This is a genomic window from Terrabacter sp. FW104-15G4B, from assembly GCF_058790095.1.
Genome location: NZ_JBYTCI010000016.1, coordinates 57,166 through 77,553 on the forward strand (window position 1 = coordinate 57,166; position 20,388 = coordinate 77,553).

The window sequence follows — 20,388 nt, forward strand, 5'->3', positions numbered from 1 at the left end:
TTCTTCTCTGCCGCGGCGAGGCCTGACCCCGGCCCTCCTCGTCGCGGAGTTTCCCGTGTCCGGCCGGACACCGAGCGAAACGCAGACGAAGAGAGTGCAGTGATGATCCACCCCCAGCAGACGTCGGGAATGCCGTTCCAGAAGTACGTCCCGTTCCACGAGCAGATCCCGTTCGAGCTCCCGGACCGCACCTGGCCGACGAAGCGCATAGACCAGGCCCCGCGCTGGTGCGCCGTCGACCTGCGGGACGGCAACCAGGCGCTCATCGACCCGATGAACTCCGAGCGCAAGCTGCGCATGTTCCAGCTGCTGGTCAAGATGGGCTACAAGGAGATCGAGGTCGGCTTCCCATCGGCGAGCCGGACCGACTACGACTTCTGCCGCGAGCTCATCGAGGGCGGGCACATCCCCGACGACGTCACGATCCAGGTGCTGACACAGTGCCGCGACCACCTCATCGAGCGCACCTACGACGCGATCCGCGGCAGCAAGCAGGCCATCGTCCACTTCTACAACTCGACGTCGGCGCTGCAGCGCAAGGTCGTCTTCGGGCTCGACCAGGACGGCATCATCGACATCGCCGTCCAAGGAGCGCGCCTCTGCCGCAAGCTCGAGGAGACCGTGCCGGACACGCAGGTCTACTACGAGTACTCGCCCGAGTCCTACACCGGCACCGAGCTCGACTTCGCGATGCGGATCTGCAACGCCGTCGTCGACGTCATCGACCCGACTCCTGACCACAAGATGATCGTCAACCTGCCGGCGACGGTCGAGATGGCGACGCCCAACGTCTATGCCGACTCCATCGAGTGGATGGTCCGCCACCTCGACCGACGTGAGTCGATCGTGGTGAGCCTGCACCCGCACAACGACCGGGGCACCGGTGTGGCAGCGGCCGAGCTGGGCTACCTCGCCGGCGCGGACCGCATCGAGGGCTGCCTCTTCGGCAATGGCGAGCGCACCGGCAACGTCTGCCTCGTCACGCTCGGGATGAACCTCTTCAGCCAGGGCATCGACCCGCAGATCGACTTCAGCGACATCGACGAGGTGCGCCGCACCGTCGAGCACTGCAACCAGCTGCCGGTGGGCGAGCGCCACCCGTACGGTGGCGACCTCGTCTTCACCGCCTTCTCCGGCTCGCACCAGGACGCCATCAAGAAGGGCTTCGAGGCGATGGCCTCCGAGGCCAAGGAGAAGGGCACGAGCATCGACGACCTCGTCTGGGGCGTGCCCTACCTCCCCATCGACCCGCACGACATCGGCCGGTCCTACGAAGCCGTTGTGCGCGTCAACAGCCAGTCCGGCAAGGGCGGCGTCGCATACATCATGAAGACCGAGCACCAGATGGACCTGCCGCGTCGCCTCCAGATCGAGTTCTCGGGCGTCGTCCAGCGCGGCGTCGACCAGGACGGGGGAGAGGTCGCTCCTGCCGAGCTGTGGGCGAGGTTCCAGGACGAGTACCTGCCCGACCCGACGCGCCGCTGGGGCCGGTTCGACCTGGTCAACGTCGTCACGGACTCCACGGTCGACGGCGCCAGCACGATCGAGGCGACGGTGGGCGACGGCGGCGAGTCGCTGACGATCACCGGCTCCGGGAACGGTCCCATCGCGGCGTTCGTCGACGCGCTCTCGAGGGTCGAGGGCACGCCGGACGTGCGCGTCCTGGACTATGCCGAGCACGCGCTGTCGGCCGGTGGCGACGCCCGGGCCGCGGCCTACGTGGAGTGCGCCGTCGGCGACCGCGTCCTCTGGGGCGTCGGTGTCGACCCGTCGATCGTCACGGCCTCCATCAAGGCGATCGTGTCTGCGGTCAACCGCGCCGAGCGCGACGCCCGGCCCAGCGCCTGACGAGGCCTGACGCTCGGCTGACGGGCCGCTCACCTCGGTGGGGTAGCGTCTGGCGCCATGGAGTCCCCGGTCGGTCGAGCACTGCTTCGGCTGACCGGGTTCTCTCTCGTGGCTGTGGCCCTGGTCGCCCTCGTCGCCCCGCGGTCGGTCAACGTCGGGTACCGCTGGCAGGTCGTCGTACCGGTCACCCTCGCGCTGGTCCTCCTGGCGGCCGTCATGCGCGTGCCCCGGTGGTCGAGGAACCGCTGGTTGCCCCCGGTCGTGGCGGTCGGGGGAGGGACGGTCGCGACGTTCGTGGGGCTGATGATGCGCTACGACTACGGCTGGGACGCGCGCGTCGTCCTGAGCATGGCCCGGGCGCTCCAGAGCGGGCGTGAGCTCACGGCCGGCAGTTACAGCTACCTGTCGCTGTACCCCAACAACCTGCCGCTGCTCGCCATCGACCGCATCGGCGTCGCGGTGGCCAAGCGGCTCTCGCTCGCGCCCGATGCCGTCCTCATCCCGCTCAACGGGCTCTGCGTGGCCCTGACGTTGTATGCCGTCCACCTCGTCGTCGTCCGCGTGGCCGGTCGCGGCCCCTCGCTGGTCGCCCAGCTGACGACACTGGTCCTGGTCGGGACGAGCCCGTGGCTGGCCGTGCCGTACACCGAGTTCTACGCGATGCCCTTTGTCATCGGGTCGGTGGCGCTCGCCCTCGAGGCGCTGGCCGCTGGTGCACGGACCCACCGCATCATCCTCTGGCTGCTCGCGATCGTGTCCGTGTCGGTGGCGTACACCATCAAGACGACCCCCGTCGTCATCGCCATCGCGGCGGTCCTGACGGCGGTCGTGGCGACCTTCGACCACGACCTCGCTCCGGTCGTCCGGCGAGCCCGGGTCATCGCAGCCTGTGCGGCGTCGGCACTTGCCTTCGTCGCCCTCAGCCTCGGACTCTCGGCGGCAGCGACGTCGGTGTCGCGTGTGGACTCGGCTCGGATCAACGCATCAGGGAGCCCGCCACTGCTGTGGTGGGTGGCGCTGGGCGCCGACGAGCAGGGGTCGTCGGGTGGGCTGGTCAGATACGGCGCGTACTCGCGCGAGATGGTCAACGCCGTGGAAGGCCGGGACCAGGAGCAGATGACGACGTATGCCGCCGGCTTCCTCGCCGCCCGCTGGGCCGAACGGGGGCTGGGCGGCACTCTGGCCTTCTACGGCAACAAGGCCGCGTGGAACTGGGGGGACGGAATGTTCTGGGCCTGGGGGGAGGGAACGGACTACCTGCCCGGGTCGCTCGCACCGGCGACGGGCGTGACCGGAGTCGTGCACGAGATCAACGGGTTCCACGGGTCGGCCTACCATGCGCGCGCCGATGTGACGCAGGCGTTGTGGCTTGCGGTGCTGCTCGTCGCCGGACTGGGTCTCCTGCGAGCGCCCTACCGCCGCGAGACGCTGCTCGTCGCCCTGTCCGTCCTCGGCATCGCGGCGTTCACCCTGGTCCTGCAAGGCCGCTCTCGCTACCTCTTCGCGTTCGTCCCCCTCGTGGTCGCGCTGGCGGCCATGGTCCACGGATCCATCCCACGCGTCCGACGTCGCCTAGGGTGAACGCAGGAGCGCCACCCTGGTCGGAGCGGTCGACGTCGTCCGCCAGCGCACCCGAAGGCGACGAAACGACGTCGTCGATCGGCCGATCCGTCACGGCGCCGTGATCTCGCTGCGGTCGCCCGACCACAGCGTGTGGAAGGCGCCCTCCCGGTCGATGCGGGCGTAGGTGTGCGCACCGAAGTTGTCGCGCAGCCCCTGGACGAGGGCCGCCGGCAGGCGGTCGGCGCGCATCGTGTCGTAGTAACCCAGGGCGCTCGAGAAGCCGGGCACCGGCACCCCGCCGGTCGTGCCGAGCGCGACGACCCGACGCCACGCGTCCTGCCGCTCGGCGAGACCCGAGGCGATGCTCGGGGCGACGAGCAGCGTCGCGAGGCGGTTGGCGGCGTACTCGTCGCTGATCTGCGCCAGGAGGCGGGCGCGGATGATGCAGCCGCCGCGCCAGATCCGCGCCACCGTGGCGATGTCGACGTCCCAGCCGTACTCCTCGCTCGCCTTGCGAATCTGCTCGAGCCCCTGCGCGTAGGCGACGACCTTGGACGACCACAGGGCGTCGCGCACGTCGTCGACGAACTGCCGGCGGTCCGAGACGGACACGACGCGGTCGGGCCCCACGAGGACGCCGCGCGCCGCCGTGCGAACGTCGAGGTCACCCGACCCCGACCGGGCGAAGACCGACTCGGCGATGGTCGACACGGGCACACCCAGCTCGAGCGCGGTCTGCACCGTCCACCGGCCGGTGCCCTTCTGCTCGGCGGCGTCGACGATGACGTCGACGAGTGGCACGCCGGTGACGGAGTCGACCTGCGCGAGGACCTCGGCGGTCAGCTCGATGAGGAACGAGTCCAGCTCACCGGAGTTCCACTCGCGGAAGACGTCGGCAGCCTCCGCCGCAGACAGCCCTGCGGCGGACAACAGGTCGTAGGCCTCCGCGATGAACTGCATGTCGGCGTACTCGATGCCGTTGTGGACCATCTTGACGAGGTGGCCGGCGCCGTCAGGACCCATCCAGGCGCAGCACGGCTCGCCGTCCACCTGCGCGGCGATGGACTCGAGGATCGGGCCGAGGGCGGCATACGCCTCCTTCGACCCCCCCGGCATGATCGACGGACCCTCGAGGGCTCCGACCTCCCCACCCGAGATGCCCGTGCCGACGAAGTGCAGGCCGTGCTCGCGCAGCCCGGCCTCACGGCGTCGCGTGTCGGCGAAGTGGGCGTTGCCGCCGTCGACGACGATGTCGCCCTCCTCGAGGAGCGGCACGAGTTCGTCGATGACGGCGTCGGTCGGTGCTCCGGCCTTGACCATGACGATGATCCGGCGGGGCCGTTCGAGGGACTGCACGAACTCCTCCGTCGAGTCCGACGGCACGAACGCGCCCTCGGAACCGTGCTCCTCGATGAGCGTCCGTGTCTTCGCGGAGGTGCGGTTGTGGAGGGCGACGGTGTGGCCGTGGCGGGCCAGGTTGCGGGCGAGGTTGCTGCCCATGACGGCGAGGCCGGTCACGCCGATGGTGGCAAGGTCAGACATGAGGGCTCCTTCAGGTCGCCAGAACACGACCGTATGCCGTGTGGCCGTCGATGGGGAGGGGTGCGTCGAGTGCCGCCGGTACGCGAATGACAGTGGCACCCCGAGCCGAGGCGTCCTTGCGTTACTCACGTCGAAGGTCGAAGGCCGCACGGGACCGCCCTGCGCAAGCGCCAGCAGGCCGACCGCCTCGCTCCCGCACGTACTCGCCGCGGCTGACCGAGTCAGTCGATCGAGTCGCTGAGGACGGCATCGACCGACGCCAGGGCTGCAGCGTCGCCGTCCCGGGTGATCTCGGCCTCGGCGGGACGGTTCCAGAGCCAGCAGTCGAGGTCGGCCGCGGACCCGGTGATCTCAGCCTGGGCGGCTTGATCAGGACCGTCTGCGACGAGGAAGCGGAGCACGTCGACCTCCCGGTCGTTCCACGTGCCGGTCACCCGCACCGGGGTCACCGTCCAGGAGTGGAACGCATCGACGGTCGCGATCGTCACCGGCGTGGAGACGGGCTCGTGCGTCAGGTCCGGCTCCGGCTCGTGACCACGCATGATCCGCAGGGCCTCGTCGACGCCGTCCGCGGCGAGGCGGCAGTCGAGGGGCGTGCGCTCGCCGACCGTCAGCTCGGCGTCGAGCCGGTGGATCATCGCCTCGTGCGCCTGGCGACGCCGGATGTAGCCAGCGCTCTGGTCGTCGTCGTACCACATCCACAGCGGCGTCTCGGGCGGCAGGCCATCCAGCACTCGGTGCAGTCGCTCGCTCGAGCGGTCGAAGAAGGCCAGCAGTCCGGCGCGGTCGGTCGGGCGCTGCTCACGCGTCGCGTTCAGGGCGTCGAGGTCGGCCGGGTCGGTGAGCCCGCGCTCGGCGATCTCGCCCCAGAACCACTGGACCTCGCCGAGGTGCCACAGCAGGTCGTCGGCGTCCCAGTCGGGGCAGGTGGGCACGCGGAGGTCCGCGGGTGCCGTCGCCAGCACCGTCCGGAAGCGTGCCGAGTCGGCCGCGAGATGGTCGAGGAAGGGAAGGGAGCCACCTGAGCGGCTGGACGGCATACGTACTCCTTCTGTCAGCGGACGCCCGCGACGCGGAACTGCACGGAGATGCGCGGGCCCATCGGTTCGGAGGTCTTGGGCACCGCGTGGTCCCACGTGCGCTGGCACGAGCCGCCCATGACGACGAGGTCACCATGCCCCAGGGGATAGCGCAAGCGCTTTGCCGTCGAGCCGGGGATGGGGCCGCCGTCGCGCGGACGCAGCGCCAGCGTGCGCGCTGACCCGAGCGAGAGGATCGCGATCATCGTGTCGGTGTCGCGCGAGCGGCCGATGCGGTCGCCGTGCCAGGCAACGCTGTCGCGCCCGTCGCGGTAGAGGCACAGCCCGGCAGTGACGAACGGCTCGCCGAGCTCGGGGGCGTAGTGGGCGCTCAGGGCCTCGCGCGCCTCGACGAGCATCGGGTGGGGGAGCGTCTCGTCGGCGGCGTAGAACTTCGTCAGTCGGGGGACGTCGACGACGGAGTCGTACATCTGGCGGCGCTCGGCGTGCCAGGGCACGTCGCGCAGCAGCGCCGTGAAGAGCTCGTCCCCGGCGGCGAGCCAGCCGGGACGGACGTCGACCCAGGCGCCCCGGGTCAGGTGGTGTCGGGTCAGCCCGGTGCCCACGTCGCGCAGCGTCATCGCGTCGGTCAGGTCGAGCAGCGAACCCTGGAGAGAGAGGTCCATGCCCCCACGATAACCCGAATCGTCGAACGGGTGTTCGAAGAGCGTGAGAGTTGAGTCGAGGTCGCGTGGTTCGGCGCGTGCGGTGCCGTCCGCGCCGGTGGGCGGGGGAGAATGGGGGCATGCCCCTCTACCGTGACGAGGCGATCGTCCTGCGCACCCACAAGCTGGGCGAGGCCGACCGCATCATCACGATGCTGACCCGCACGCGGGGCCGGGTCCGTGCCGTCGCCAAGGGGGTGCGGCGCACGAAGTCCCGCTTCGGCTCGCGCCTGGAGCCCGGCATGGTCATCGACGTCCAGTGCTACGAGGGCCGCAACCTCGACACCGTGACCCAGGTCGAGACCCTTGCGCCCTACGGCGACGCGATCGCCCGCGACTACACGGCCTACACCTGTGCGACCTCGATGCTCGAGACGGCGCTGCAGCTCACCGAGGAGCACGAGCCGCAGACCCAGCAGTACCTCCTGCTGGCCGGCGCGCTGCGCTCCCTCGCCGAACGGTCCCACGACCCGGGGCTCGTCCTCGACGCCTACCTGCTGCGCTCGCTCGCCGTGGCCGGCTGGGCGCCGAGCTTCGTGGACTGCGCCAGGTGCGGCGCGCCCGGCCCGCACCGGGCCTTCAACGTGCAGGCCGGCGGCGCCGTCTGCTCCGTATGCCGTCCGCCCGGCTCGAGCGCCCCCGCTCCCGAGACCTTCCAGCTGCTCGCGTCGCTGCTGACCGGTGACTGGGACATCGCCGACGCGAGCGACGCCCGTCACCGCCTGCAGGGCAACGGCATGGTCTCGGCCTTCCTCCAGTGGCACATCGAGCGAGGCCTGCGGTCACTGCGGCTCGTCGAGCGCCTCTGAGCCGTCAGCGAACCCGATCCCTACCGACCGGAGACCCATGTACGCCAAGCCTTACGCGCACCCGTCCGGCGCGACGCCGCCCACCATTCCGGCGCACCTGATGCCGAAGCACGTCGCGATCGTCATGGACGGCAACGGCCGCTGGGCCAACGCGCGCGGACTGCCGCGGACCAAAGGCCACGAGGCGGGTGAGGCGTCGCTGCTCGACGTCGTCGCAGGCGCCATCGACATCGGCGTGACGCACCTGTCGGCGTACGCCTTCTCGACCGAGAACTGGCGCCGGTCGCCCGACGAGGTGCGCTTCCTCATGGGCTTCAACCGCGACGTCATCCGCCGCCGCCGCGACCAGCTGCACGAGTGGGGGGTCCGGATGCGCTGGGTGGGGCGGGCGCCTCGCCTGTGGCGGTCGGTCATCAAGGAGCTCGAGATCGCCCAGGAGCTGACGCAGCACAACACCGGGCTGACGCTGTACTTCTGCGTCAACTACGGTGGGCGCGCCGAGATCGCCGACGCAGTCCAGCGAATTGCCCATGACGTCAAGGCCGGTCGGCTCCGCCCCGGGTCTGTCGACGAGAAGACGGTCAAGCGCTACCTCGACGAGCCGACCATGCCGGACGTCGACCTCTTCGTCCGCAGCTCGGGTGAGCAGCGCACGAGCAACTTCCTGCTGTGGCAGTCGGCCTACGCCGAGATGGTCTTCCAGAACCAGCTGTGGCCGGACTACGACCGGCGCGACCTGTGGGCTGCGATCGAGGAGTACGTCGCTCGCGACCGTCGCTACGGTGGAGCCGTCGACCAGCCCACCAGCGGCTGAGCTCTGCGCCGGCTCGGGAGGGCGGCAGCGTACGGCTGGGTGGACGCAGGCCCCCCGCTCAGCGGTCGACGACGTTGACCTCGTACTGGGCTGCCGTGGGCGGGAACCCGGTGTCGAACTTGGCGTTGACGACGGCCAGACGGTCGCCGAACCGGGCGACTGTCGTCGGCACCTCGAAGTTGCTGCTCGTCACGGTCTTGATGGCGCGACCCGACCCGAGGCCACCGCCCAGCCTGAACTCGACCACCTGGTTGGAGAAGTTCTGCACGACGTAGAGCGTGCGTCCGTCCAGCAGGATGCCGTCGACGTTCGGCACGTTGACGCCCGCGATCGTTGCGCTGTCGCCGGTGACGGGGTTGACCGTGTTGACCGCGCTCAAGTTGGTGTGCGCGACCAGCAGCGTCGACCCGTCAGCGGTGGCCTGGATGCCGTTGTTGTTGAAGCCCGGCTCGACGACCGCGGCCGGGCCGTGCAGGGGTAGCGTCCGGACGTGCCCGAGGGCGCCCGTTGCACTCACGGGGATGAAGTAGAGCTTGGCCGACATCGAGTCGGTGAACCACGCGCCGCGGTTCGTCACCGCGACGTCATTGATGATCGAGGGTGCGGTCGTCAGCTGCACGGCTGCGATCCGGGCGCCCGTCGTCGAGTCGTAGACATAGGCCTGGCCCGTGAACCCGCCTGCCACGAAGAGCAGCCGGTGGGGCACGTCGACGCGCAGGCCGAGGGCCATCCTTCCGGGTGGGGCGGTGATGAAGAGGCGTGCCCTGCCGGTGCGGATGTCCCCGCGGAAGATGTTGCCGGTGAAGAGCTCGCCGGCGTAGAACGTCGTGCCGGTGCCGGACGCGATGCCCTCGGCCGACTGCGCACCAGGGAGGACGATCTGCTCCTGCGGGTGCGCCGCCCGGGCGGGCGCGGTTCCCATGGCGATGGCGAGCACCCCGGCTGCCAGGGCCAGCCACCGTGAACGTCTGGTGATACCGAGCATTGTCGATCCCCTCCGTCATGCCTCAGGCGGTCTGTCCGCCGAGAGGCGGGCCCCCACAACAGGGTCGACCTGCCCGGTGCGCGACCGCAAGGCTCCAGAACGGGACCTACCGGACCGGATTCCGTCAGGAGGTGGCGCAGTCGGCGCAGGTGCCGAAGATCTCCAGGGTGTGGGTCACGCCCGTGAAACCATGGTCGGCCGCCACGGCGTCGGCCCACTTCTCGACGGCCGGCCCCTCGACCTCGACGGTGCGGCCGCAGGCACGGCAGACGAGATGGTGGTGGTGGTGCGTCGAACAGGCCCGGTAGACGGCCTCACCGTCGTCGGTGCGCAGCACGTCGACCGTGCCGGCCTCGACCATCGACTGGAGCGTCCGGTAGACGGTCGCGAGCCCGACGCCGGCGCCGGCCTCGCGCAGCCGGGCGTGAACCGTCTGCGCCGAGGTGAAGTCGTCGGAGCGTTCGAGCAGCTCGGCGACGGCGGCCTGCTGGCGGGTCGGCCTGCGGGAGCCGGCGGACATGCTGGTGCCGCTCGTCATGGTCTCGTTCCTCTCGTCGAGCCGGGTGTGGCGGGAGCGGGCTCGGCGCCCTCGGCGGCGGCCGCATGGTCGTGGTCCGCGCCGTGCTCGTCGTAGTGGCCCTCGTGGGCGGCGTGCCGGTGCCCGTCGTGGACGTAGTCGACGTGGTCGCCGTGCGTGAGCGCCGGATGCCCGCACTCGACGCCGTGCTCGTGCGCATGCGTCTCCGCCACGTCGTGACCTCGCCGGCCGGCCCTGGCCATCACCCCGGTGACGACGGCCGTCACGACGAACAGCCCGACGGCGAGCAGCACGATGGTGCCCCCCGAGGGCGTGTTGAGAGGGTACGAGAGAGCCACACCGCCGACCGAGGACACCAGCCCGAACGCGATCGCCCACCGCACCCCGCCGCTGAACGACTTCGCGACGAGCTGGCTGGCGGCGTTGGGCACGATCATGAGCGCGCTGATCAGCAGCAGTCCGACGACCCGCATGGCGACGACGACGGTGGTGGCCGTGAGTACCGCCAGCACGATGTTGAGGGGCAGCACCGGCAGTCCGACGGCGCGGGCGTACTCCTCGTCGTTGGCCACCGCGAAGAGCCGCGGGCGCAACGCCCACGTGGTCACCGAGATGAGCAGCGCCAGGCCGGCGAAGACGTAGAGGTCGGAGCGCTGCGTCGTCAGGATCGACCCGAAGAGGTACTTCATGAGGTTCGCCGGCGTGCCGCTGGACGACTTGCTGATGATGACGACGCCGCCGGCGATGCCGCCGTAGAAGATGACGGCGAGGGCGACGTCGCCGTTGGTGCGGCCACGGGCGCGGAGCAGCTCGATGACGACGGCCGCGATCACCGCTGCCACGAGCGCCGTCAGCACCGGCGCCGCCCCGGAGACGAGTCCGATCGCGACACCGGCGAGGGCGACGTGGCCCATGCCGTCACCGATGAGCGAGAGGCGCCGCTGGACGAGGAAGATCCCGACCATCGGCGCGACGGTGCCCACGAGCAGAGCGGCGACGAGCGCCCTCTGCATGAAGTCGATGGTCAGCAGGTCGATCACGGTCGCCTCCGGTCGGTGTGGGTGGCGTCGAGGGGTCCGCGGCCGAGCCCACCGTGGTGGCCGTCGAGCTCGAGGTCGTGGTGGTGGCTGTCGTGGTCGTGGTGGACGCGGTCGCGCGCGGCGGCATACGCCTGCGGTGTGCCGTCGAAGCGGATACGCCCGCCGTCGACGACGACGATCCGGGTGAGCAGCCGCTCGAGCGCTCCGAGCTCGTGGGTGACGATGACCATCGTGACGTCGCGCTCGACGAGGCGGTCGAGGACGTCGGCGAGCACGTGCTGGCTCGCGGCGTCGACGCCCGCTGTGGGCTCGTCCATGATGAGCACGTCCGGCTGGCCGGCGAGGGCACGGGCGATGAGGACGCGTCGCTGCTGGCCGCCGGAGAGGGTGCTCACCTCGGTGGCTGCGCGGTCGGCGAGACCGACGACCTCGAGCGAGCGGGCCACGATCTGCCGGTCGGTGGCGCGGAGGCGTCCCAGCCAGCCGATGCGAGGCAGGCGCCCGGTCGCGACGATCTCCTCGGCGGTGGCCCTGACCGACGCCGACAATGTATGCCGTTGGGGCACGTAGCCGAGCCGGGCCCGGTCCTCGAAGTCGTCGCTGTCGACCCCGAAGAGAGTCACGGTGCCGGCGACCCGCTCGTTGAGTCCGAGCACGCCCTTCATCAGCGTCGACTTGCCCGACCCGTTCGGGCCGACGATCGCCACGATCTCGCCCCGCCGGATGGACAGGTCGACGTCGCTGAGGACGGCACCCTCGCCGTAGCCGAAGCCGGCCCCCCGGAGGGTGAGGACCGCGTCCGGGGAAGGCGGTTGTAGCGGCAGCAACGATGCCGACCTCATGAGCACTCCTGTCCTTCACGCAAGGTGACGAGGTTGCTGCGCATGACCTCGAAGTAGTCGGCGCCGGCCGAGGAGGAGGTGATCCCCTCGATGGGGTCGAGGGTTGCGACCTTCGCGCCGGTCGAGGTGGCGACCGTCTGTGCGAAGTGCGGCTCGACGAGCGCCTCCTGGTAGATGGTGCTCACGCCGGCGGAGGTCACGAGGTCCCCGACCGCCTTGAGGGCCGCCGCGCTGGGCTCGCCCTCCGGCGAGATGCCGGTGATGCCTCGCTGCTCGAAGCCGTAGCGGGCAGCGAGGTAGCCGAAGGCGGCGTGGCTCGTGACCAGCTGCTTGATCCGGCACCGTTCGAGACCCACCCTCATCTCGTCGTCGAGCTCCGACAGCTTCTCGACGAAGCGGGCGGTGTTCTCCTTGTACGTCGGGGCGTTCGCCGGGTCGTCGGTGGACAGGCGTGCGCTGATGGCCTCGGCCACGGCGGCGTAGCGGGCGGGGTCGAGCCAGAAGTGGGGGTCGTCGGCGCCGTGGTCGTGCCCGGCGTGCGCGTCCTGCCCGTCGGTCACCGTCGCCGCATCGCCCTCGTGGTTGCCCTCCTCCGGAGCTGCGAGCGTCAGCTTCGCGACGTCCGCGACGTCGAGCACCTTCGTCGCGTCGACGAGCCCGACCGCCTCGTCGACCGCCGGCTGGAAGCCGTCGGAGTAGACGACGAGGCGTGCCTTGGTCATGCCGCCGATGTCCTGCGGTGCGAGCTCGAGGTCGTGGGGTTCGGCGCCCGGCTTGGTGAGCACCGTCACCGGAGCGGTGCTGCCGACGATCTGCTGGGTCGCGAACTGCAGCGGGTAGAACGAGGTGACGATCGGCCGTGCCGCGCCGGCGCCGGCGGCGTCAGTGCTGCACGCACCGACCGCGAGGACGACCGCGACCGCGCCGGCAAGCGCAGGGACACGGGTGAGACCCGTGAAGGGGAAGCGGCGAGCGGTCATGCCGACCATGATTGTCGAAGATGAGAATCATTGTCAATCTGGTCCGCCCCTCGGGCGGACGTCAGCTCCCGGGCACGATCTTGACGACGGCGACGGCCAGGGCGAGCACGAGCACCGCGGTACGCATGAGGCGCTCGGGCAGCGTGAGCCGCTGCCAGGTCAGGAAGAGGAGCCAGCCGACGAAGGCCGCCACCACGAGGAAGGCGATGCCCCCGAAGGGGCGCGGAGCCAGCACTCCGACGGCGAGCAGGACGACGAGGACGCCGAGCGCGACGGGGCGCGGGACGGCGGCCAGCCGCTCCATCAACGGGTAGGAGGCGTGCTCGACACGGGAACGGAAGCTCAGGGCCACACGACGAGCCTAGGGGACGCCGCGGCATACCCCGGACGCGTGGCAAAAGCGGTGGCGCCCGCCCGATAACCTGTTCGCATGGCCAAGCAGACATCCACCGTGGACACCGTCGTCAGCCTCTGCAAGCGCAGGGGCTTCGTCTTCCCGAGCGGTGAGATCTACGGAGGCACCAGGTCTGCCTGGGACTACGGCCCCCTCGGCGTCGAGCTCAAGGAGAATATCCGCCGCCAGTGGTGGAAGGCCATGGTCACGAGCCGCGACGACGTCGTCGGCCTCGACTCCTCGATCATCCTCCCGCGCGAGACGTGGGTGGCCTCCGGTCACGTCGGCACCTTCACGGACCCGCTCGTCGAGTGCCTCTCCTGCCACCGCCGCCGCCGCCAGGACCACCTCCAGGAGGCGCTCGCGGAGAAGAAGGGCATCGAGGACCCCGACTCCATCCCGATGAGCGACATCGTGTGCCCCGACTGCGGCACCAGGGGCCAGTGGACCGAGCCGCGCGAGTTCAACATGATGCTCAAGACCTATCTCGGCGTCATCGAGGACGAGTCCGGGCTGCACTACCTGCGCCCCGAGACGGCCCAGGGCATCTTCGTCAACTTCAACAACGTCATGCAGGCCTCGCGCAAGAAGCCGCCCTTCGGCATCGCCCAGACCGGCAAGAGCTTCCGCAACGAGATCACGCCCGGCAACTTCATCTTCCGCACGCGCGAGTTCGAGCAGATGGAGATGGAGTTCTTCGTCAAGCCGGGCGAGGACGAGCAGTGGCACCAGTACTGGATCGACGAGCGCACCCGCTGGTACACCGACCTCGGCATCAACCCCGACAACCTGCGCCACTACGAGCACGCCAAGGAGAAGCTCTCGCACTACTCGACGCGCACCGTCGACATCGAGTACCGCTTCAACTTCGCCGGCTCCGAGTGGGGCGAGCTCGAGGGCATCGCCAACCGCACCGACTTCGACCTGTCCACCCACTCGAGGCACTCGGGCACGGACCTCGTCTACTTCGACCAGCAGACCGGCGAGAAGTACACCCCCTACGTCATCGAGCCGGCAGCCGGCCTGTCGCGCTCGCTCATGACCTTCCTCGTCGACGCGTACCACGAGGACGAGGCGCCCAACACCAAGGGCGGGGTCGACAAGCGCGTCGTGCTGCGTCTCGACCCGCGCCTGGCGCCGGTCAAGGCTGCGGTGCTGCCCCTGTCGCGCAACGCCGACCTCTCGCCCAAGGCCCGCGACCTCGCCGCCGGGCTTCGTCGGCACTGGAACATCGACTTCGACGACGCCGGCGCCATCGGCAAGCGCTACCGCCGCCACGACGAGATCGGCACGCCGTTCTGCATCACGGTCGACTTCGACACGCTCGAGGACCACGCGGTCACCATCCGCGAGCGCGACTCGATGGCCCAGGAGCGGGTGGCGCTCGACAAGGTCGAGGGCTACCTCGCGCAGCGCCTCGTCGGCTGCTGACGATCGCTCCGAGCCACCGCTGACGTATGCCGTCCGCCCACCCGGGCGGGCGGCATACCGCTGGCTTGACCTCCGCAACACACCGAGCAGGTCGCAACACACCGGGATCCGGCCCCGTTGTGACCGGGCGCGACGGGTCTCGGATCCACTCGCTCCAGGACCCGGGGTAGAGCACCGAGTCCACCCCGAGCTCGGTGAGCGCGAGCACCTCGTGGGCGGCGGTCACCCCCGACCCGCAGTAGACGCCGACCGGCTCGCTGCCCAGATCACGACCGCCCACCACGTGCGCCCAGTGCTCGCCGAGGTCGCGGCGGAACGTCCCGTCGCCACTGAGCCAGGAGGTCGTCGGGCTGTTCACGGCGCCGGGGATGTGGCCGGCCACGGGATCGATGGGCTCGGTCTCGCCGGCATAGCGCTCCGGTTCGCGCGCGTCGAGGAGCAGGCCCTCGCGGGCGAGTGCGGCCGCGCCGGCCGCGTCGAGCGTCGGCAGCAGACCGGGGCGGACCTCCACGTCGCCGTGCCGGTCCGCGGGCTCCTCGGTCGAGACGGGCAGCCCGGCCGCGAGCCAGGCGGCATACCCGCCGTCGAGCACGCGGACGTCGGGAATGCCCACCCAGCGCAGCACCCACCACGCCCGCGCCGCGGCATACGACTCCTTGCCGTCGTAGGCGACGACGCGGCTGTGTCCGCTGATGCCGGCCCGGCGTAGCAGGCGCTCGACGACTGCGGCGTCGGGCAGGGGGTGCCGCCCGCCGTCACCGGCCGGAGCCGCCAGCTCGGTGTCGAGGTCGACGAAGAAGGCACCCGGCACGTGACCGCCCTCGTAGTCCTCCCGGCCGGCTGGGGAGTTCGCGGTCGTGAGGGCCCAGCGCACGTCGAGAACGACGAGCTCCTCGATCTCCTGGGCGAGCTGAGCGGCGCTGATGAGGTGGGTCACCGGGCCATCGTGGCATCCTCGCTCCTGTGCGTGCTCACCTGGTCCTCGTGCACGGCTCGCGGCTCTCCAGCACCCAGTGGACGCCACAGCTGCCGCTCCTGCGCGACTGCGTCGATGTCACGCTCGTCGACCTTCCCGGCCACGGACCGCGGGTCGCCGAGGCGTTCACCCTGGCCCGCTGCGTCGAGGTCGTGGACGAGGCCGTCCGGGCCGTGCCGCCCGGCTCGCCGGTCGTACTCCTCGGCCACTCGCTCGGCGGCTACGCCGCGATGGCGTATGCCGCAGCCCACCCCGACGCGCTCGACGGGCTCGTCCTGGCCGGCGCGAGCGCCACACCCACCGGGCCGGGCGCCGCGCTCTACCGAGGTGTGGCGGCCCTGACCGACCGGCTGGGGCCGGAGCGGATGACGCGGGTCAACGACCGGGTGCTCCACCGGCTCTACCCGGCCGAGCGGATCGACCCGGTCATCGCCGGGGGCTACTTCTTCGCCCCGACCGCGGCGGCGTGGCGCGACGTCATGGCGCACTGCCGGCCGTCGATGCTCGCTCCCGTGCGCTGTCCGGTGCTGCTGCTCAACGGCCAGTTCGACCAGTTCCGTGTCGGTGCGGGCGCCTTCCGGCGGGCCTGCCCCAGCGCCCGCGTCGAGATCATCCGGCGGGCCGGCCACTTCTCGAATCTCGACCAGCCGGAGGCCTTCGCCGAGGCCCTGCTCCGCTTCGCCCGCGGTGTCGCGGATTCGGCTGACGGCCGCTGATCGGGGACAATCGGGCGCGTGACCGATGTGATGACCCCCGTGACGCAGGCCGGTGAGGCCGCCCCCGCGACGACGCCGGGTGCCGTGCTGCCCCCGCTGCGCATCGGCCGTCACGTCATCGAGTCGCCCGTCGTCCTCGCGCCGATGGCCGGCATCACCAACCGGGCGTTCCGGCGCCTGTGCCGGGAGTACGGCAACGAGGGGACTGCCCGCGGCGGCGCATCCGGTGCGACGAGCCTCTACGTCAGCGAGATGATCACCTCACGCGCGCTCGTCGAGCGCAGCCCCGAGTCGATGCGGCTCATCGAGCACGACCCCGACGAGAACCCCCGCTCGATCCAGCTCTACAGCGTCGACCCGGCGACCGCTCGCGCCGCCGCCCGGATGCTCGTCACCGAGGACCGCGCCGACCACATCGACCTCAACTTCGGCTGCCCCGTGCCCAAGGTCACCCGCAAGGGCGGCGGCTCCGCGCTGCCGTGGAAGAAGGACCTCTTCAAGGCCATCGTCGGCGCCGTCGTCGAGGAGGGCGCCAAGCGCGACATCCCCGTCACGGTCAAGATGCGCAAGGGCATCGACGACGACCACCTGACGTTCCTCGACGCCGGGCTGACCGCCGAGGCCGAGGGCGTTGCAGCCGTCGCGCTGCACGGTCGCACGGCCGCCCAGTCCTACTCCGGCACCGCCGACTGGGACGCCATCCGGATGCTCAAGCAGACGGTGACGAGCATCCCGGTCCTCGGCAACGGCGACATCTGGTCGGCCGAGGACGCCGTGCGGATGGTCCGTGAGACCGGGTGCGACGGCGTCGTGGTCGGCCGCGGCTGCCTCGGCCGGCCGTGGCTCTTCACCGACCTCGCGACGGCCTTCGCCGGCACCGCGGCGCGGGTGACCCCGACGCTCGGGGAGGTCGCCGACACACTCCGGAAGCACACGGCCTACCTCTGCGACTTCTACGGCGAGGAGGAGCGCGCGTGCCGCGACATCCGCAAGCACATCGCCTGGTACCTCAAGGGCTTCCCGGCCGGCTCCACGATCCGCAACTCGCTCGCCCTCGTCGACTCGATGGCCTCACTCGAGACGCTGCTCGCGACGCTCGACCCCGACGTGCCCTGGCCCGGTGAGGCCGCGGAGGGCCAGCGCGGACGCGCCGGCTCGGCGCGCACCGTGGCCCTGCCCGACCGCTGGCTCGAGTCCCGTGAGCTGTCCGAAGAGCACCGGCGGACCATCGCCGAGGCCGAGCTGTCGGTCAGCGGCGGCTGAGCCTCACTTCAACCAGACGCTCATCGGGCCGATCCGCTCGCACCCCGCGGCGACGGCCGCGTCGAGTCCCGCACCGGCCTCCCAGCTGACCAGCGGCGTGCCGGGGGCGAGCTCGCGCGCAGCCGCTGCCGCCGCCCGCCACGCCCCCTGGTGGTCACCGTCGCGGGAGAAGACGTTGCCGAGGCCGGCGACCTCGCCGGTGACGTTGAGGATCGCACCGGCGACGACGGGCGAGCCGGGGTCGTCGGCGGCACGCGCGGCCAGGACGTGCACGCCCGGCTCCTCGAGCAGGGTGGGCCGCAGGATCGCCTCGGCGTCGGGGTCGGTGGCCCAGGACCGCACCCACCCGGCCATCTCGTCCGGCGACGTGACGCGCCGCCACCGCGTGCCGGGACCGGGGGGCGTCGGGGTGGCCGGGTCGAGCCAGACCCACTCGCCGACGACGAGGCGCGCGAAGTCCTCCATCGAGAGGTCGAGCCGCGCCCAGGAGTCCTTGACGGAGCAGCCGTCGGAGTCGTCGACCCGGGCGAGGACGTCGTACTCGCCGGCCTCCGGCGAGAGGGTGACGGCGTCGGGGTAGTAGGGCGGCGTGCGGGTCGACGCGGTCCACGCGACGTCGTCGGTGGTGCACGAGACCCCGTGGGAGCGGGCCACGGCATCGCACCAGAGAGCGTTGTTGCGGGCAGCGAGAAGGATCCGGTCGGTCACGGCACGATCCTTCCAGCCGTCGGTGGGCGCTGGCAGGATCGGGGCATGCGACAAGGCGGATCGGCCGAGCGGCCGGCGATCTTCTTCGACGACGCCGAGGACTTCCGCACCTGGCTGGAGGCCAACCACGAGAGCGCCCCGGAGCTGTGGATGGGCCTGAACAAGAAGCATGTCGAGCCGCGCGGGCTGGAGTGGGCCGACGCCGTGCGGGAGGCCCTCTGCTTCGGCTGGATCGACTCCATGGCGCAGCGCATCGACGACGACACGGTGCGCCAACGGTGGACGCCGCGAAAGCCCGGCAGCAACTGGAGCACCGTCAACATCAACGCCGTGGCAGAGCTGACGGCCGCGGGGCGCATGCGACCCGCCGGCCTGGCGGCGTTCGCCAGGCGACGCGAGGACCGGTCCGGCGTCTACGCCTACGAGAACCGCGACCTCACCTGGCCGGATCACTACGAGGAGCGGCTGCGGGCCAACCCCCGCGCGGCGGCCTTCTGGGACGGAGCGACGGCCTCCTACCGCAAGGTCGCCACGAACTGGGTGTTGACGGCCAAGCAGGAGGTCACCCGAGACAAGCGCATGGCAGAGCTCGTCGAGGACTGCGCGAACCTGCGCCTGATCAAGACGCAGCGTTACGGCACCGAGCCGGCCTGGGTGCGACGGATGCAGGCCGAGCTCGGCTGAGCCGTCACGAGATCAGCGTTTGCCCTTGGGCGGGATGATCTCGACGTGGTCCTTGCTCGCCGCCTTGGCGTGCTTGTCGGCGCGCTTCTCCTTGAGTGACCGGGCCTTCGTGGACATGTGGGACTTCGGTGACTTGTCGCCCATGGCGCGCTCCTGAGTTTGGAAGCCTGACCGGCTCCATCCCTGAAGTATGCGCCCTCGGCCGCGGCCTGGGTGCGGCGCGACGTCGCCAGAGAGGGACGGGCGCCTAGAGTTCCGCTGTGGGCTACGAGGGTCGGGACCGTGAGCGGTGGGTCGCGGAGGACCCTGCCCAGAAGCGCGCCGACCGCGACGACTTCGCCCGCGACCGGGCTCGGGTCGTCCACTCCTCGTCGCTGCGCCGGCTCGCCGCCAAGACCCAGGTGCTTGCACCGGGCCACGACGACTTCGTGCGCAACCGCCTGACCCATTCGCTCGAGGTCGCGCAGATCGGCCGCGAGTTCGGCGCTGCCCTCGGCTGCAACGCCGATGTCGTCGACACCGCGTGCCTGGCGCACGACCTCGGGCACCCCCCGTTCGGCCACAACGGCGAGACGGTGCTCGACGAGATCGCCTGCAGGATCGGGGGATTCGAGGGCAACGCCCAGACGCTGCGGCTGCTCACGAGGCTCGAGGCCAAGCGCGCCCATCCCGACGGGACGTCCGCGGGACTCAACCTGACGCGGGCAAGTCTCGACGCGACGACGAAGTACCCGTGGGCGCGCGGCGACGGCCCCGGCGGCACGGGCAAGTTCGGCGTCTACCCCTCTGACCTCCCGGTCTTCTACTGGATCCGGGAGGGCGCCGAGCCACGCGTGCGGTGCCTCGAGGCCGAGGTCATGGACTGGTCCGACGACGTCGCCTACTCGGTCCACGACGTCGAGGACGCGATCGCCTCCGGCTGGATCGAGCCGCGCCTGCTGCACTCCCGCGACATGGCCGACGTCATCGAGGTCGCCGGGCGCAGCTACGCGCCCGACCTGGGCGTCGATGCGCTGGGGGCCGCGCTGGAACGCATCCTCGCGTCGGGAACGGTGCCGACGGCATACGACGGCTCGCGCAGCGACCTCGCCCGGCTCAAGGACATGACGAGCCAGCTCATCGGGCACTTCGTCCTGTCGGTGGAGCAGGCGACCCGCGAGCGCCACGGGCCCGGGGAGCTGTGCCGCTTCGCGGCAGACCTGGTCGTCCCCGACGACACGCGCGCCGAGTGCTCGGTGCTCAAGGCCATCGCCAACCACTTCGTCATGACCACCGAGGAGCGCCTGAGCGTCATGTCCGCGCAGCGCGACGTCGTGCGGGCGCTGGTGGAGGCGTATGCCGCATCGCCCGAGGAGCGCCTCGACGTGGCTTTCCGCGCCGACCACGACGCGGCCGCCGACGACAGCGAGCGGCTACGGGTCATCGTCGACCAGGTCGCCTCGCTGACCGACGTGCGCGCCCTCGCGCTCCACGGTCGGTGGTGCCGGTGACGAGGAGCCCGGCACCGACGA

21 protein-coding genes are annotated in these 20,388 nt (G+C 71.0%); 9 read left to right on the top strand and 12 right to left on the bottom strand.

Annotated elements, in window-relative coordinates; translation table 11 throughout:
- Positions 1 to 102: 102 nt before the first annotated feature.
- Positions 103 to 1,848 (top strand): 2-isopropylmalate synthase, encoded by a 1,746-nt coding sequence (leuA, locus tag AC3WRT_RS13560; protein ID WP_492722708.1) that lies wholly within the window; start codon positions 103 to 105, stop codon positions 1,846 to 1,848.
- Between the two features lie 57 nt (positions 1,849 to 1,905).
- Positions 1,906 to 3,429, top strand: a complete 1,524-nt coding sequence (locus AC3WRT_RS13565) for a glycosyltransferase family protein (protein WP_492722710.1) — start codon at positions 1,906 to 1,908, stop codon at positions 3,427 to 3,429.
- Positions 3,430 to 3,519: 90 nt separating this feature from the next.
- On the opposite strand, the gene gnd is transcribed toward AC3WRT_RS13565, so the two are convergent.
- The 3 genes from gnd to AC3WRT_RS13580 all read right to left on the bottom strand — a co-directional run bounded on the left by gnd (position 3,520) and on the right by AC3WRT_RS13580 (position 6,658).
- Entirely contained in the window at positions 3,520 to 4,953 is a 1,434-nt protein-coding gene (gene gnd, locus AC3WRT_RS13570; RefSeq protein WP_492722712.1) for an NADP-dependent phosphogluconate dehydrogenase, read from the bottom strand.
- 221 nt (positions 4,954 to 5,174) lie between these two features.
- Positions 5,175 to 5,993: a maleylpyruvate isomerase family mycothiol-dependent enzyme gene (locus tag AC3WRT_RS13575; protein ID WP_492722714.1), complete on the bottom strand. Its 819-nt coding sequence runs from the start codon at positions 5,991 to 5,993 to the stop codon at positions 5,175 to 5,177.
- 14 nt (positions 5,994 to 6,007) lie between these two features.
- Positions 6,008 to 6,658, bottom strand: coding sequence for an alpha-ketoglutarate-dependent dioxygenase AlkB (locus AC3WRT_RS13580; RefSeq protein ID WP_492722716.1), 651 nt, complete (start codon positions 6,656 to 6,658; stop codon positions 6,008 to 6,010).
- A gap of 119 nt (positions 6,659 to 6,777) precedes the next feature.
- On the opposite strand from AC3WRT_RS13580, the gene recO reads away from it, so the two are divergent.
- Complete coding sequence (gene recO, locus AC3WRT_RS13585) at positions 6,778 to 7,506, top strand: DNA repair protein RecO (RefSeq protein ID WP_492722718.1); 729 nt, start codon at positions 6,778 to 6,780, stop codon at positions 7,504 to 7,506.
- Positions 7,507 to 7,543: 37 nt separating this feature from the next.
- A complete protein-coding gene (locus AC3WRT_RS13590; protein WP_492722720.1) occupies positions 7,544 to 8,320 on the top strand; it encodes an isoprenyl transferase in 777 nt (258 codons plus the stop codon).
- Between the two features lie 58 nt (positions 8,321 to 8,378).
- Here the strand turns inward: AC3WRT_RS13590 and AC3WRT_RS13595 are convergent, their stop codons facing one another.
- From AC3WRT_RS13595 to AC3WRT_RS13620, 6 genes are all read right to left on the bottom strand, one after another.
- On the bottom strand, positions 8,379 to 9,305 hold the full coding sequence (locus AC3WRT_RS13595) for an NHL repeat-containing protein (protein WP_492722721.1): 927 nt from the start codon (positions 9,303 to 9,305) through the stop codon (positions 8,379 to 8,381).
- Positions 9,306 to 9,429: 124 nt separating this feature from the next.
- Positions 9,430 to 9,843, bottom strand: coding sequence for a Fur family transcriptional regulator (locus AC3WRT_RS13600; protein ID WP_492722723.1), 414 nt, complete (start codon positions 9,841 to 9,843; stop codon positions 9,430 to 9,432).
- Entirely contained in the window at positions 9,840 to 10,883 is a 1,044-nt protein-coding gene (locus AC3WRT_RS13605; RefSeq protein ID WP_492722725.1) for a metal ABC transporter permease, read from the bottom strand. Before AC3WRT_RS13605 ends, AC3WRT_RS13600 begins: the two co-directional genes overlap by 4 nt.
- Entirely contained in the window at positions 10,880 to 11,725 is an 846-nt protein-coding gene (locus AC3WRT_RS13610; protein WP_492722727.1) for a metal ABC transporter ATP-binding protein, read from the bottom strand. Before AC3WRT_RS13610 ends, AC3WRT_RS13605 begins: the two co-directional genes overlap by 4 nt.
- The gene (locus AC3WRT_RS13615) at positions 11,722 to 12,705 is read right to left on the bottom strand and encodes a metal ABC transporter substrate-binding protein (protein WP_492722729.1); all 984 of its coding nucleotides are present in this window, start codon (positions 12,703 to 12,705) and stop codon (positions 11,722 to 11,724) included. The genes AC3WRT_RS13610 and AC3WRT_RS13615 overlap by 4 nt, the downstream gene beginning before the upstream one ends.
- A gap of 61 nt (positions 12,706 to 12,766) precedes the next feature.
- Complete coding sequence (locus AC3WRT_RS13620) at positions 12,767 to 13,057, bottom strand: DUF6703 family protein (protein WP_492722731.1); 291 nt, start codon at positions 13,055 to 13,057, stop codon at positions 12,767 to 12,769.
- Positions 13,058 to 13,135: 78 nt separating this feature from the next.
- On the opposite strand from AC3WRT_RS13620, the gene AC3WRT_RS13625 reads away from it, so the two are divergent.
- Positions 13,136 to 14,530 carry a glycine--tRNA ligase gene (locus tag AC3WRT_RS13625; RefSeq protein ID WP_492722733.1) on the top strand — a complete coding sequence of 465 codons (1,395 nt, stop codon included), beginning with the start codon at positions 13,136 to 13,138 and terminating at the stop codon, positions 14,528 to 14,530.
- On the opposite strand, the gene AC3WRT_RS13630 is transcribed toward AC3WRT_RS13625, so the two are convergent.
- On the bottom strand, positions 14,439 to 15,467 hold the full coding sequence (locus AC3WRT_RS13630; protein WP_492722735.1) for a sulfurtransferase: 1,029 nt from the start codon (positions 15,465 to 15,467) through the stop codon (positions 14,439 to 14,441). The genes AC3WRT_RS13625 and AC3WRT_RS13630 overlap by 92 nt on opposite strands.
- A 26-nt stretch (positions 15,468 to 15,493) precedes the next feature.
- Between AC3WRT_RS13630 and AC3WRT_RS13635 the strand changes: the two genes are divergently transcribed.
- Positions 15,494 to 16,222 (top strand): alpha/beta fold hydrolase, encoded by a 729-nt coding sequence (locus AC3WRT_RS13635; protein WP_492722737.1) that lies wholly within the window; start codon positions 15,494 to 15,496, stop codon positions 16,220 to 16,222.
- A 30-nt stretch (positions 16,223 to 16,252) separates the two neighbouring features.
- Positions 16,253 to 17,485 carry a tRNA dihydrouridine synthase DusB gene (gene dusB, locus AC3WRT_RS13640; RefSeq protein ID WP_492722759.1) on the top strand — a complete coding sequence of 411 codons (1,233 nt, stop codon included), beginning with the start codon at positions 16,253 to 16,255 and terminating at the stop codon, positions 17,483 to 17,485.
- Positions 17,486 to 17,488: 3 nt separating this feature from the next.
- Here dusB and AC3WRT_RS13645 read toward each other — a convergent pair whose 3' ends face one another.
- Complete coding sequence (locus AC3WRT_RS13645) at positions 17,489 to 18,193, bottom strand: hypothetical protein (RefSeq protein ID WP_492722738.1); 705 nt, start codon at positions 18,191 to 18,193, stop codon at positions 17,489 to 17,491.
- Positions 18,194 to 18,238: 45 nt separating this feature from the next.
- On the opposite strand from AC3WRT_RS13645, the gene AC3WRT_RS13650 reads away from it, so the two are divergent.
- Complete coding sequence (locus AC3WRT_RS13650; protein ID WP_492722739.1) at positions 18,239 to 18,877, top strand: YdeI/OmpD-associated family protein; 639 nt, start codon at positions 18,239 to 18,241, stop codon at positions 18,875 to 18,877.
- A gap of 12 nt (positions 18,878 to 18,889) precedes the next feature.
- Here AC3WRT_RS13650 and AC3WRT_RS13655 read toward each other — a convergent pair whose 3' ends face one another.
- On the bottom strand, positions 18,890 to 19,021 hold the full coding sequence (locus tag AC3WRT_RS13655; RefSeq protein WP_492722741.1) for a hypothetical protein: 132 nt from the start codon (positions 19,019 to 19,021) through the stop codon (positions 18,890 to 18,892).
- A gap of 116 nt (positions 19,022 to 19,137) precedes the next feature.
- On the opposite strand from AC3WRT_RS13655, the gene AC3WRT_RS13660 reads away from it, so the two are divergent.
- Positions 19,138 to 20,367: a deoxyguanosinetriphosphate triphosphohydrolase gene (locus AC3WRT_RS13660; protein ID WP_492722742.1), complete on the top strand. Its 1,230-nt coding sequence runs from the start codon at positions 19,138 to 19,140 to the stop codon at positions 20,365 to 20,367.
- The last annotated feature ends 21 nt before the right edge of the window (positions 20,368 to 20,388 follow it).

Coding starts and splice junctions, on each gene's coding strand:
- AC3WRT_RS13595 (WP_492722721.1), bottom strand. CDS start 9,305: ATGCTCGGTATCACCAGACGTTCACGGTGGCTGGCCCTGGCAGCCGGG.
- gnd (WP_492722712.1), bottom strand. CDS start 4,953: ATGTCTGACCTTGCCACCATCGGCGTGACCGGCCTCGCCGTCATGGGC.
- leuA (WP_492722708.1), top strand. CDS start 103: ATGATCCACCCCCAGCAGACGTCGGGAATGCCGTTCCAGAAGTACGTC.
- AC3WRT_RS13610 (WP_492722727.1), bottom strand. CDS start 11,725: ATGAGGTCGGCATCGTTGCTGCCGCTACAACCGCCTTCCCCGGACGCG.
- AC3WRT_RS13565 (WP_492722710.1), top strand. CDS start 1,906: ATGGAGTCCCCGGTCGGTCGAGCACTGCTTCGGCTGACCGGGTTCTCT.
- AC3WRT_RS13655 (WP_492722741.1), bottom strand. CDS start 19,021: ATGGGCGACAAGTCACCGAAGTCCCACATGTCCACGAAGGCCCGGTCA.
- AC3WRT_RS13590 (WP_492722720.1), top strand. CDS start 7,544: ATGTACGCCAAGCCTTACGCGCACCCGTCCGGCGCGACGCCGCCCACC.
- AC3WRT_RS13615 (WP_492722729.1), bottom strand. CDS start 12,705: ATGACCGCTCGCCGCTTCCCCTTCACGGGTCTCACCCGTGTCCCTGCG.
- AC3WRT_RS13625 (WP_492722733.1), top strand. CDS start 13,136: ATGGCCAAGCAGACATCCACCGTGGACACCGTCGTCAGCCTCTGCAAG.
- recO (WP_492722718.1), top strand. CDS start 6,778: ATGCCCCTCTACCGTGACGAGGCGATCGTCCTGCGCACCCACAAGCTG.
- AC3WRT_RS13650 (WP_492722739.1), top strand. CDS start 18,239: ATGCGACAAGGCGGATCGGCCGAGCGGCCGGCGATCTTCTTCGACGAC.
- dusB (WP_492722759.1), top strand. CDS start 16,253: ATGACCCCCGTGACGCAGGCCGGTGAGGCCGCCCCCGCGACGACGCCG.
- AC3WRT_RS13580 (WP_492722716.1), bottom strand. CDS start 6,658: ATGGACCTCTCTCTCCAGGGTTCGCTGCTCGACCTGACCGACGCGATG.
- AC3WRT_RS13600 (WP_492722723.1), bottom strand. CDS start 9,843: ATGACGAGCGGCACCAGCATGTCCGCCGGCTCCCGCAGGCCGACCCGC.
- AC3WRT_RS13575 (WP_492722714.1), bottom strand. CDS start 5,993: ATGCCGTCCAGCCGCTCAGGTGGCTCCCTTCCCTTCCTCGACCATCTC.